General features: G+C 39.9%; 10 protein-coding genes. 1 reads left to right on the plus strand and 9 read right to left on the minus strand.

From position 1 onward, the window contains the following. Positions 1-47 precede the first annotated feature (47 nt). From rsmA to lptD, 4 genes are all read right to left on the minus strand, one after another. A complete protein-coding gene (gene rsmA, locus ACU5DF_RS20300) occupies positions 48-881 on the minus strand; it encodes a 16S rRNA (adenine(1518)-N(6)/adenine(1519)-N(6))-dimethyltransferase RsmA (RefSeq protein ID WP_045103013.1) in 834 nt (277 codons plus the stop codon). After that, positions 878-1,867 (minus strand): 4-hydroxythreonine-4-phosphate dehydrogenase PdxA, encoded by a 990-nt coding sequence (gene pdxA, locus ACU5DF_RS20305; RefSeq protein ID WP_045103012.1) that lies wholly within the window; start codon positions 1,865-1,867, stop codon positions 878-880. The genes rsmA and pdxA overlap by 4 nt, the downstream gene beginning before the upstream one ends. After that, a complete protein-coding gene (gene surA, locus ACU5DF_RS20310) occupies positions 1,860-3,173 on the minus strand; it encodes a peptidylprolyl isomerase SurA (RefSeq protein ID WP_045103011.1) in 1,314 nt (437 codons plus the stop codon). Before surA ends, pdxA begins: the two co-directional genes overlap by 8 nt. A gap of 65 nt (positions 3,174-3,238) precedes the next feature. After that, positions 3,239-5,602, minus strand: a complete 2,364-nt coding sequence (gene lptD / locus ACU5DF_RS20315) for an LPS assembly protein LptD (protein ID WP_446713978.1) — start codon at positions 5,600-5,602, stop codon at positions 3,239-3,241. A 207-nt stretch (positions 5,603-5,809) separates the two neighbouring features. Between lptD and djlA the strand changes: the two genes are divergently transcribed. Next, positions 5,810-6,655 (plus strand): co-chaperone DjlA, encoded by an 846-nt coding sequence (gene djlA / locus ACU5DF_RS20320; protein ID WP_045103009.1) that lies wholly within the window; start codon positions 5,810-5,812, stop codon positions 6,653-6,655. Between the two features lie 45 nt (positions 6,656-6,700). Here djlA and ACU5DF_RS20325 read toward each other — a convergent pair whose 3' ends face one another. The 5 genes from ACU5DF_RS20325 to leuA all read right to left on the minus strand — a co-directional run bounded on the left by ACU5DF_RS20325 (position 6,701) and on the right by leuA (position 12,409). Then, a complete protein-coding gene (locus ACU5DF_RS20325) occupies positions 6,701-7,480 on the minus strand; it encodes a DUF547 domain-containing protein (protein ID WP_446713979.1) in 780 nt (259 codons plus the stop codon). A gap of 161 nt (positions 7,481-7,641) precedes the next feature. Beyond that, positions 7,642-8,244, minus strand: a complete 603-nt coding sequence (gene leuD, locus ACU5DF_RS20330) for a 3-isopropylmalate dehydratase small subunit (protein WP_045103007.1) — start codon at positions 8,242-8,244, stop codon at positions 7,642-7,644. 11 nt (positions 8,245-8,255) lie between these two features. Beyond that, on the minus strand, positions 8,256-9,671 hold the full coding sequence (gene leuC, locus ACU5DF_RS20335; protein ID WP_446713980.1) for a 3-isopropylmalate dehydratase large subunit: 1,416 nt from the start codon (positions 9,669-9,671) through the stop codon (positions 8,256-8,258). Positions 9,672-9,686: 15 nt separating this feature from the next. After that, positions 9,687-10,778: a 3-isopropylmalate dehydrogenase gene (gene leuB / locus ACU5DF_RS20340; protein ID WP_045103005.1), complete on the minus strand. Its 1,092-nt coding sequence runs from the start codon at positions 10,776-10,778 to the stop codon at positions 9,687-9,689. An 83-nt stretch (positions 10,779-10,861) separates the two neighbouring features. Continuing rightward, positions 10,862-12,409 carry a 2-isopropylmalate synthase gene (leuA, locus tag ACU5DF_RS20345; protein ID WP_446713981.1) on the minus strand — a complete coding sequence of 516 codons (1,548 nt, stop codon included), beginning with the start codon at positions 12,407-12,409 and terminating at the stop codon, positions 10,862-10,864. Positions 12,410-12,486: the final 77 nt, after the last annotated feature.

A 12,486-nucleotide genomic window follows, 5' to 3' on the forward strand; every position in this document is an offset into this window, starting at 1 on the left:
AATGAAGTCACCTTTTAATTTAATTACTGTTAATTATGCGCATTAACTTAAGCTGATTCTTTTGATTCAGCTTGGAAGTTGTCATTTAACCAGTTTGCCATTCTAACGAATTGCTCTAGCGTTAAGTTCTCAGGGCGAAGAGAAGGATTAATATCTAATGCTTCTAATTGCTCTTTAGTTAATAGCGCTTTGAAACAGTTACGCACTGTTTTACGACGTTGGTTAAAACCTTCGCGACACACTCGATCAAGCCACTTTAAGTTTTTTGCTGGGTGCGGAAGTACCTCATAAGGAACTAGACGAACAACGGCAGAATCTACCTTCGGTGGCGGAACAAATGCTGTTGGTGGCACTTCAAGTACTGGCATTACTTTACAAAAATATTGAGCCATTACTGTTAAGCGACCATAAGCTTTAGTACCAGGACCTGCAGCTAAACGGTTTACCACTTCTTTTTGTAGCATAAAGTGCATGTCTTGAATGTCTTTATGAAACTCAAAAAGGTGGAACATCAACGGTGTTGAGATGTTGTATGGCAAGTTACCAAAAATACGTAATTTATTACCTTCTTGGATAAGTTGCGTGAAGTCGAAGCGCATTGCATCGCCTTCATGAATCGTTAATTTGCTACCCAGTTCAGGGTGAGTGCGCAAACGAGCGGCTAAGTCACGGTCAAGCTCGATAACCGTAAACTTATCAACTTCACGACCAACAGGTTCTGTGATAGCGCCAAGACCTGGACCAATTTCTACTAGGTTTTGACCTGATAGAGGGTTAATTGCAGATACGATTCCATCGATCACATAAGGGTCATTTAAGAAGTTTTGACCAAAGCGTTTTTTCGCTTTATGGCCTAGATGGACATCATTTCTTGTACTCATTTATTTTCTACCAGTTCAATTGCATGGGTTAGTGCGGTAATAAAGCTTCCTGCATCTGCTTTTCCAGTACCTGCTAATTCCAATGCAGTACCATGGTCTACGGAGGTTCGGATAAACGGTAAACCTAACGTGATGTTTACTGATTTTCCAAAGCCTTTGAATTTTAGCACAGGAAGGCCTTGATCGTGATACATCGCAAGTACCGCGTCCGCTTCTTGTAAATATTTATCCTGAAATAACGTGTCTGCAGGTAATGGCCCAACGAGGTTCATTCCTTCTTCTTCACGTAATTCATTTAATGCTGGCGCTATGATATCAATTTCTTCGCGACCAAGACAGCCATCTTCACCAGCGTGTGGATTTAATCCACAGACAAAAATGGATGGATTTGGGATCCCAAACTTGGTAATCAAATCTTGATGTAAGATACGAGTTACTTGTTTTAGACGATCAGCGGTAATCGCTTTTGCCACATACGCCAGTGGTATGTGAGTAGTTACTAACGCAACACGTAAGCCTTCTGTCGCTAGCATCATAACAACTTGTTGTGTATTTGATTGCTCTGCAAAAAACTCAGTATGGCCACTAAAAGCTACACCTGCACGGTTAATGACACCTTTATGTACCGGTCCAGTAACAACAGCATCAAATTCGCCATCCATATTGCCTTGTGCGGCACGGCGCAAAGTATCAAGAACATAATGACCATTTGCTTCATTCAGTTCGCCAGCAACGACTTCTGTACCTAGCTCTATATTATCAACAATTAAGGTACCAGCTTTATGTATTTTCGCTGGGGCATTAATGTCGTAGTTTTCAATTGAGATATTAAGACCAAGTAATTCTGCTCTTTGTTCTAATGCTGAACGGTTACCACAGATTACCAGTTGATGTGGCCAATCTTGCTGTGCAATTGAAAGAACAAGATCTTGTCCAATACCTGCTGGTTCGCCTGGTGTTATTGCTATGCGTTTAATCTTATTCATTGTCTTCTTCACCGTCGTCATCTTGTAGAATTTCAACATAAGCACTTGCTCTAATTTCTTGTAGCCATGCACCAGCTTCTTCATTGAATTTACGATTTAAAAGGATACGGTATGCTTTATTCTTCATTGCAGCATCTGTGCGGTCTACTTGACGACGCTCTAATACTTCAACGACGTGCCAACCATGGACGGTTTTAAATGGCTTGCTAATTTGTCCTGTTGGTAGAGTTTCTACTTGATGCTTAAATTCAGGAACATATAAATCTGGAGTTTGAAAACCTAGTTCACCATTAGCTGCGGCAGAGCCTGGATCTTGACTATAGCGTTGAGCCATATCAGCAAAGGTTTCTTTTTCTGCATTAATATCTGCGACAATATTGTTTAGTTGGCGTTGAGCACCTTCATCACTCATTATTACAGATGTTTTTATTAGAATATGTCGAGCATTAACTTCTGTTACTGCAATTGTTTCAAGGCCTTTTACGTCATCAATTTTAAGAATATGGAAACCAACACCAGAGCGAAATGGACCTATGATGCTGCTCTTCCCCTGTCCGGTTATTTGGTCTGCAAAGATGGTTGGCATTTCTTCTTTACGCATCCAACCCCAGTCACCACCTTGCAATGCTTTTGGTCCTTTAGAATAAGTATAAGCCATTGTTGCAAAGTCAGCACCTTGCTGTAGGCGTTCAGTTAATTCTTTAGCCTGTTGTTCTAACGCTTCTTTATCGGCTTGAGTTGCACCATCTTCGGTACGTAATTGAATGTGACTAATTTTGTATTGAACGGTTGCTTGAGTCTCTTCTGAAAGTAATAAAGCTAGACTTTCAACTTCTTGAGGAAGAATGTTAATACGACGACGAACTTGAGCATTTCGAGCTTCACTTGCTGCTATTTCTTTACGGATCTGTTCACGAAAACTAGCATAGGATAATCCTTGTTCAGCTGTTTTCTGTTGTAACTGAGCTAGCGTTATATTATTTTCTTTTGCGATATTTTTTAATGCATCTTCAAGGCGAGTGTCATCAATTCTTATCCCCATTTTTTCTGCTTGTTGGCTTTGAATGGTATCAACAATTAGTTTTTCAAGCACTTGTTCACGCAACACGCCCTCATCAGGTAGAGGTTGTCCTTTTTCTTTTGCATTAATTTTTACTGTTTTTACTGAAGTGTCGATATCACTTTGTAAGACAACGCCTTCATCGACAATAGCAATTACACGATCTAACTCGATAGGAGCTGCTTGTACGTTCATTGTTAGCATTAATAATAGAGTGCTAACTAATGGAAATTTCCAGTTTTTCATAGTGTCATCCAAGAGTAAGGAAAATGAAGCACCTGAGTGTGGTGCTTCATGTATATCCATATAAATTAATTATTCAAATAAAATGGGCGGCCATAATCTAAGGCATTGGTTGTTGAGCCAGAGGAAATACCTGTATTTGTCCCTAAGCCACGAATTGCGATAGAGAGCATGAGGTTGTCTTCATATTTCGGCTCATAAGATCCAATTGGAAGTGCGCTATCACTGTTTGGTGCAATTAATTGATCGCTGTACGTTAATCCAAATGACCAACAATCACTTAAATAGGTTACACCGACTAAAGCTTCAATCATTTGATCTTCTTTTGTATCATGGAAATATTGCCCTTGCAGAGCCCAGTTATCCCCTAAATTATATTGGCTTAATAAACCCGCTTGGTAGATACCATGTTGAGTAATAATGTTTAATTCATCTTGGAAACTGACATTACTCTCAATGTAGTTTTTACTAACGTAGCGATAATTTGCTTGAATATAACCACGAGGGAAACGGTATTCTAGGGTGCTGTTGGCGATTTGCAATTCGTCAACATTAGAATCAAATTGTAGGCCACCATGATAGAAGAGGTAGTCATCGTAGTTAAAGTCACTTTCTATTGCCCAAGCTGATGAGTTTTTATTGTCATCGCTGTTATTGGTTGTTCCTGTTCCTGCTAAGTAAAGAATTTGACCAAAAGAGATGTTCATGCGCTCTTTATAGGCATCATCATAGAAACGAGAAGTTGCACCCACACTAAATTGGTTCGCTTGAGCAATATAGTCGACACCACTGTATTGACGGTCTCTAAATAAGCCATAGTAATCCAATTGCAGTTTACTACTGTCATAACCACCATCCCCTTTACCACCATAGATCTCACTTTGATCTATTTCTGGTACATAAAGGTATTGGATTTTTGGCTCTAATGTTTGTAAGTACTCACCTAATAATTTATGGGTACTGTCTAAATAAATGGCACCATTAATACGAACTTCAGGAATAGTTCGAGATGTTTCTTCTTCTAAATCAGATAGTGAAGCGTCTTTTTTTGCGTCAAAATCTTGAGAATAATAAGTGTAAAGTAAGCTGGCTTCTGGTGTTAATGACCACCATGTTGAGCTTAATGGTAAGCTTAATTTAGGCTCTAAATGTACACGGTTTGCTGATGGCTTAGTTGGGTCATCAGTAGCAAATTTACTAATATGACTATGTAGAGTGAAGTCTAATTCTTTATAAAATTGAGGTGAGTAATAGTTGAACTCAATTTGCGGTAATAAACGATATGGATTGCTGTCTTCGACTAATACTTGGAAGTCACGCACACGCATGGTCATATCCCAATCTTGAGTTCGATAAGAAACTTCACCAGATTGTTTTAGTTGCCCTTCATCACGAGTACCAATATTAGAATTTAAATCTTGGAAGTAGGTAATATCACTGACTTGAGCGTATTCAATATCAAATTTCCAATGTTTCTGATAAATACCAGCATGTTCCCAACTAACGCCCCAACGTTTGCCTTTTTCTTTAAATTTGGCATCTTCATTCAGGTATTCAGCTTCAACTTCACCTTGACCAACATCGAGTAAATAACGGAATTCGACGTCGAGTTGAGTCCCACGTTTTTCCATATAATTAAGCGTTGTTGTCGCATCATAATTGGGTGCGATATTCCAGTAAATTGGCACTGATAACTCAAAACCATTTTTACTGTCTAAGCTAACGCTTGGGATTAAAACACCTGTCTTACGAGTGGCGTTGACGGGTACGGTAAGATAAGGAAGATAAAAAATGGGAACATCGAGAACTTCGAAACGTGCATTATAGAAGGTAGCCCACTCATCAGATTGTGCTAATTCGATATTACTGGCTTTAAAGCGCCAACTGTTATCTTCTTTTGGACAGGTAGTAAAAGAAGCATCTTCTAATTGATAGATCTCTTGGCCAGTCTTTAAAATCCGACTTGCTTCTCCGCGAATAGGCTGGCATGACATAGAATATGAGGTGTTAATCATAGTGATGTCTTCGCTATCTAAGTCTGTGGTGATCTTATCTGACTTTGATCGCATTTCCATGCTGGAGTAATCTACATCACCCTCTGCAATAATAATATTTTCATTTTGATGCAGAGTAATGCTGTCGGCTTTTATTTCTTGACGACCTTTAATGATATGTACATTGCCTTTATACACAGCTTTAGAGTTATTACTGGCTTCAACACGGTTGGCTTGAATGAGAACACTTTGTTTTTTTTCTTCTTCTTTTGATAAAGGTTCAGGTACTTCACAAGTATTAACCTGGCTCATCTTAAGAGGGAAGCTAATAGTAGAATCGGAGGGTGCTGATTGACCATCGTCATTTGCAATAGCAGGAGAGCCGTAAATAAGGCATCCAGCAAATGAAGCAAGTAGGCTGCGAGAAGTAAAAGGCATCGAGTTAGACGTTCCTGTTTGTTATATTAATCCACTGATATACTCAAAGATACTAGATAGAGTCACTTCTTTTATAATAAAGCAAAAGTTATGCCCAAACCACCATAAGATATCGCTATCATCGATTAATGGTTGTAAAGTAATAGGCTGTATTTGCTCATTGTGTGACAGAGTAAAAATAAAATAATTCATTAATTGGAATATAAAATGCAAATATTTGGAAAAATATTAGGTGGCTTTTTTGGCTTCCTATTTGGCGGTTTTTTTGGTGCGGCATTAGGGCTCTTTATTGGCCACCAATTTGATAAAGCAAAACGTATAGCAAATAGTGGCTTTACCTTTCAAACAGGAGGGGCTTCACAAACAAAGAGACAGTCTGAATTCTTCCATGCAGCTTATGCGGTTATGGGGCATGTTGCGAAAGCAAAAGGGCAAGTTACACGTCAAGAGATCCAATTAGCATCAATGATGATGGATCGGATGAACTTAACGGATGAACAAAAACGTGAAGCTCAAGAGGCATTTCGAGAAGGAAAAGAAAGTGACTTTCCATTGCGAGATACGCTACGAAATATCCGCTCAATTACCGGTGGACGTTATGATTTATTGCAGTTCTTTTTAGAGTTACAAATTGCTGCCGCGATTGCTGATGGGGATATTCACCCTAGTGAACGTGATGTATTACATATTGTCGCTGAAGAGTTAGGTTTTACTGCTGAGCAATTAGAGAAACGTTTGAAGATGCAAGAAGCAGCGTTTCGCTTCCAGCAAAGTGGTGGCTTCTCAGGCCAAGGAAAGGGTTCTCATCAAGGGCAATGGCAACAGCCTAACTCGGCTGATCAGCTAAAAGATGCTTATAATTTATTAGGCGTAAGTGAAGATGCTGATGCTAAAACCATTAAGCGCGCTCACCGCAAGTTGATGAATGAACATCACCCTGATAAGTTGGTAGCAAAAGGTTTACCGCCTGAGATGATGGATATGGCAAAAGAGAAAGCTCAAGAAATCCAAGGTGCTTATGATTTAATTAAAAAAGCAAAAGGAATTAAATAATTTAAATTTGGAAATAAATTGAGCTTCTCAATATTTATTTTGTATTTATTTTTTATTTAGCTTCCAGTCATAATCATATCGAATGTCGCCTTTGAATGTTTCTAATTCAGGGCGATATTTTTTTAAGTGTTCAAAAAGTTTTGCTTGTGTACCGAAATCAGTAATAAACCATTCGTAGATGGAAGATAAAATAAGAGTATCTTTATTTATATCAGTCCCTTTTTTACTATTGATGAATTCCTTTGCTGCTTTTTCAAGTAACTGCTCACTGTTTCTTGAAGTAAATGCTTTTAGTTGTAAATTAGGGCAGCCTAAACTCGCGCAGTTAACGGCGTAGTGAGTTCTAGGATCGTTCCATATTGGACGAAGGATCCTATGTTCAATATCGTTCAACGTTAATGTTTTTCCCGCCACAGTAACGACTTCTTCCCCCCAAGGTCCAAAGCTAAATAATCCACCCAATTTTGTAATCGACTTAATTGGATAGTTATCTAAAATGATTTTTACAGTAATGGCGTTATAAAGATTTACCCAATAAGCGTATTGTTCTGCTTTTTTATACTCTCTTGGATCGATGCGTCGCATTTGACGTAAATAACTGTTTAAGATCTGTTCATCTGCATCTGCGATATTTTCGTAATCAAAAAGTGTGAATTCCCCTTTAGTGACTAGATATTTATCGAGTGTTTGTTGCCAGTATTGGTGTGAAATGGTGGTGGCGTTTTTTTCATTGCTTACATCCCAATAATCCCATAATTCAGATTTTGGTGCAGAGAACGCATTGAATGAGAAAAGCAAAAGTAACGAGGAAATAAGGGTTTTCATAAAAGGTACCTGACTTTTGTTTACTAATAATTATTTAGTATAGATTGCCTGTGTTTTATAGACAAAAAAGAGGTTGATACGTTCATATCAACCTCTCATCATTTCCTGAATCCTGAATCCTGAATCCTGAATCCTGAATCCTGAATCCTGAATCCTGAATCCTATTTTAAGAAACTCGGGATCTTCGCTTCATACTCTGAAATTTTATCGGCATGTTGCAACGTCAAACCAATATTATCTAAACCATTCAATAAACAGTGGCGACGGAATTCATCAATCTCAAAGCTGTATTGTTTATTGTTAGCAGTTACTAACATAGCTTCTAAATCAACGTTAATTTCAGCACCTTCGTTTGCTTCAACGAATTGGAAAATTTCATCCACTTCCGTGTCAGTTAAACGAACAGGGATCATCTGGTTATTGATTGAGTTGCCATAAAAAATATCCGCAAAACTTGGTGCGATCATGACTTGGATACCATAATCAGCTAATGCCCAAGGAGCGTGTTCACGAGATGAACCACAGCCAAAATTCTCACGAGCAAGGAGAATGCTAGCGCCTTGGTAGCGTGGTGCATTCATCACAAACTCAGGGTTTGCTTGCTCACCAGCATCATCAAGAAAACGCCAATCATGAAATAGGTGCTTACCAAAACCAGTGCGGTTTACTTTTTGTAGAAACTGCTTTGGAATGATTGCATCGGTATCAATGTTTGCCGTATCTAAAGGAACGACTAGACCTGTATGTTGCTTAAAACCTGACATAGTAAATTCCTTTATGCTTGTACTGTAACAGTTCGAATATCAACAAAGTGACCTGCAATTGCCGCTGCTGCTGCCATTGCTGGGCTAACTAGGTGAGTTCGACCATCGCGGCCTTGGCGACCTTCAAAATTACGGTTAGATGTTGATGCACAACGCTCTTGTGGACCTAAGCGGTCGTTGTTCATAGCAAGACACATTGAACAACCTGGTAGGCGCCATTCAAAGCCAGCTTCTTTAAAGATCACATCTAGACCTTCTTTTTCAGCTTGTGCTTTTACTTGCTCTGAACCCGGAACAATTAACGCTTGAACATGAGCTGCAACTTTATTGCCTTTGGCAACGGCTGCTGCTGCGCGCATGTCTTCGATACGTGAGTTAGTACAAGAGCCAACAAACACTTTATCTACATTGTAATCAGACAGTGATTTTCCTGCTTCAAGACCCATGTAAGCTAATGCTTTTTCAGCTGATGCTTTTTCTACTGGGTCAGAAAAACTCTCAGGTGCAGGTATTGGTTGATCAACGGCGATTACTTGACCTGGATTTGTGCCCCAAGTTACTTGAGGTTTAATTTCAGAGGCTTCAAGTGTTACTACCGCATCAAACTCTGCATCTTCATCTGTTTTTAGTGACGACCAGTATTCAATAGCTGCGGTTAAATCTTCCCCTTGAGGTGAGAATTTACGATCAGTAATGTAATCAAACGTGGTTTGGTCTGGAGCAATTAAACCGGCCTTTGCACCTAGTTCAATTGCCATGTTACATACCGTCATACGACCTTCCATTGTAAGGTCGGTAATCGCTTCACCACAGAATTCAACCACATAGCCAGTACCGCCAGCAGCTGTCGTTTTACCTATGATCGCAAGAACGATATCTTTTGCCGTAATGCCTTCGGCTACTTTACCTTTAACTTCGATTTTCATGGTTTTAGCACGCGCTTGTTTTAGCGTTTGTGTCGCTAATACGTGCTCAACTTCAGAGGTACCAATACCAAATGCTAACGAACCAAATGCGCCATGAGTTGCTGTGTGTGAGTCACCACAAACAATCGTCATGCCAGGCAGAGTAATGCCCAGTTCAGGTCCCATTACATGCACAATACCTTGGTATTTATGGTTTAAATCATAAAGGGTAACGCCAAATTCTTCACAGTTTTTAGACAGTGTTTCCATTTGGATACGAGCCATTTCACCAGAGGCATTAATGTCTTTGGTTTGTGTCGATACGTTGTGATCCATGGTTGCGAAAGTTTTACCTACTTGGCGAACTTTACGACCTTTTTCACGTAGACCATCAAATGCTTGTGGTGATGTTACTTCGTGCACCAAATGACGATCGATGTATAAAATTGGGTTTTCGCCTTCTGCAGCTACAGCAACATGGGCGTCGTAAATTTTTTCGTATAATGTTTTTGCGTTAGACATTGCTTCTTCCTTGAATTACGAATTCAAAATATATTCAGCGATTTTATCGCCCATTGCTGAGGTAGTTAGTGCAGGTTTATCACCGGCAAGATCTGCAGTTAATTCACCTGCTGACAGCGCTTTAGATACGGCAGCTTCAATACTTTGTGCTGCTTCTTCTTCACCTAGGCTGTAACGTAACATCAGTGCCGCAGATAAGATCTGAGCAACTGGGTTTGCGATGTTTTTACCTGCGATATCTGGTGCCGAACCACCTGCTGGTTCATACAGACCAAAGTTGCTCTCATTCAGGCTTGCAGAAGGAAGCATACCCATTGAGCCTGTGATCATCGCGCACTCATCAGAGATGATGTCACCAAAGATGTTTGAACATAGCATGACGTCAAACTGAGAAGGATCTTTGATTAACTGCATGGTCGCGTTATCAATGTACATGTGGCTTAGTTTTACATCTGGGTAATCTTGAGCGACTTCTTCTACCACTTCACGCCATAGGATAGAGCTTTGTAGAACGTTGGCTTTATCAATTGAATAAACGTTTTTATTACGTAGACGAGCCGATTCAAAGGCAATTTTTGCAATGCGTTCGATTTCGTAGCGGTGATAAATTTCAGTATCGTACGCTTTCTCTTGAGGGCCTTCGCCTTCACGACCTTTAGGTTGACCAAAGTAGATACCACCAGTCAACTCACGTACAACAACAATATCAAAACCGTTACCAGAAATATCAGCGCGTAGTGGAGAGAAATTTTCTAGTCCTTTATGGATTTGCGCAGGACGAAGATTACAGAACAGTTGGAAATGTTTACGTAGAGGAAGTAGGGCACCACGCTCTGGTTGATCGTTAGGTGGTAAGTTTTCCCATTTAGGACCGCCAACGGAACCAAATAATACGGCATCTGATTCTTCACAGCCTTTGACTGTGCTCTCTGGTAGCGGACAACCATGGTTATCAATCGCGATACCACCTACATCGTGTTGTTCACGAGAGAATGAAATTGCGTGTTTTTTCTCAATTGCATCTAGAACTTTATGTGCTTGTTCCATCACTTCAGGGCCAATTCCATCGCCTGGTAAAATTGCAATTTTGTATGTTTTATTCGTCATGTTAATCCTTTAATCTTTTTATTTAATTTGGTTAATCAGAGAAGTTTTTTCTCCTCTCTGATTTTCAATTCTTTTAGTTGCTTTTAAACTGCCGCAATTTTCTTTTGCTTAATTTCAGCAATTTGATCAGCACGGTGAATGCTATTGATTACGTGAAGTAGCGCTTGACCAGAGGCTTCGATAATATCGGTAGCTAAACCAGTACCGTGATACTTACGACCTTTATAGTTTGCGATGATATCTGCTTGGCCTAAACCATCTTCACCTTCGCCTTTAGCGGTTAAGTCAAACTTATCTAGGACAATTTCATAGCCTGTTAGTTTATAGATACATTGATAAAGAGCATCAACAGGGCCATTACCGACAGCGGCTTCACATTTTTCTTCATCACCACAAAGTAGCTTGATACTGGTTGTCGCCATTACACTGCCAGATTGCACGCTTAGGTAGTTCAACTTATAGAAATCGTCTTCATCACGTAAGTTCGCAAAATGCATTAGGGCTTCTAAATCGTAATCAAATACTTGGCCTTTACGATCCGCCAGCTTCACAAAATCTGCATATAGCGTGTCTAGATTGTATTCTTCATCTTTATAACCCATCGCATCCATGTGGCTCTTAACCGCAGCTCGGCCAGAACGACTGGTTAGATTTAATGCTTTGTTTTTAAGACCAATTGATTCAGGTGTCATGATCTCATAAGTGTTTTTATTCTTAAGCATACCGTCTTGGTGAATGCCTGAGGAGTGGCTAAAGGCGTTTGCGCCTACGATAGCCTTATTACTCTGAATTGGCATATTACAAAGCTGACTTACCAATTTACTGGTACGATGAATCTCGTCGTTTTTAAGGCCCGTATGAACACCTAAGTATTCAGAACGAGTCTGTAAAATCATCGCAATTTCTTCTAAAGAACAGTTACCTGCACGCTCACCAATACCATTAATTGTTCCTTCAACTTGACGCGCTCCCGCTTGAACCGCAGCAATAGAGTTAGCAACAGACATTCCTAAGTCATCATGGCAGTGTACAGAGATGATTGCTTTATCGATGTTTGGAACACGGTTAAATAATTGCTGAACAATACTGCCAAATTCATCTGGAATGGTGTAGCCAACCGTGTCTGGAATATTAATCGTATTTGCGCCAGCGTTAATCGCGGCTTCTACCATGCGACATAAATTATCAATCGGTGTACGACCTGCATCTTCACAAGAGAACTCGACATCATCTGTGTATTTACGTGCGTGTTTAACTGCTTTCACGCCCATTTCAACCACATCATCGTAGCTACGACGTAATTTGTCCTGAACATGAACGGTAGAAGTAGAAATAAAGGTATGAATTCGGAACGCTTCTGCGACTTTTAACGCTTCAGCAGCTGCATCAATGTCTTTAGCTACGGCGCGGGCAAGTCCACAAATACGGCTGTTTTTAATATGTTTGGCAATGGTTTGAACTGATTCAAAATCACCTGGAGAAGAGACTGGAAAACCAGCTTCAATAACATCAACACCTAGACGCTCAAGCGCATAAGCAATCTGCAATTTTTCTTTTACGGTTAAACTTGCTGATAGTGCTTGTTCGCCATCACGTAAGGTGGTGTCGAAGATTATGACTTGATCGCTCATGGGCTTGCTTCCTTGTGTATGTCATGCGCTTTAATGACGGTTATCCATAAAGAAAACCCGCCATGTTCAGCGGGTTT

This window comes from Aliivibrio wodanis (assembly GCF_052920805.1).

Excerpts from the sequence above, each read along its gene's own strand:
- rsmA (WP_045103013.1), bottom strand. The coding sequence starts at position 881 with ATGAGTACAAGAAATGATGTCCATCTAGGCCATAAAGCGAAAAAACGC.
- pdxA (WP_045103012.1), bottom strand. The coding sequence starts at position 1,867 with ATGAATAAGATTAAACGCATAGCAATAACACCAGGCGAACCAGCAGGT.
- surA (WP_045103011.1), bottom strand. The coding sequence starts at position 3,173 with ATGAAAAACTGGAAATTTCCATTAGTTAGCACTCTATTATTAATGCTA.
- lptD (WP_446713978.1), bottom strand. The coding sequence starts at position 5,602 with ATGCCTTTTACTTCTCGCAGCCTACTTGCTTCATTTGCTGGATGCCTT.
- djlA (WP_045103009.1), top strand. The coding sequence starts at position 5,810 with ATGCAAATATTTGGAAAAATATTAGGTGGCTTTTTTGGCTTCCTATTT.
- ACU5DF_RS20325 (WP_446713979.1), bottom strand. The coding sequence starts at position 7,480 with ATGAAAACCCTTATTTCCTCGTTACTTTTGCTTTTCTCATTCAATGCG.
- leuD (WP_045103007.1), bottom strand. The coding sequence starts at position 8,244 with ATGTCAGGTTTTAAGCAACATACAGGTCTAGTCGTTCCTTTAGATACG.
- leuC (WP_446713980.1), bottom strand. The coding sequence starts at position 9,671 with ATGTCTAACGCAAAAACATTATACGAAAAAATTTACGACGCCCATGTT.
- leuB (WP_045103005.1), bottom strand. The coding sequence starts at position 10,778 with ATGACGAATAAAACATACAAAATTGCAATTTTACCAGGCGATGGAATT.
- leuA (WP_446713981.1), bottom strand. The coding sequence starts at position 12,409 with ATGAGCGATCAAGTCATAATCTTCGACACCACCTTACGTGATGGCGAA.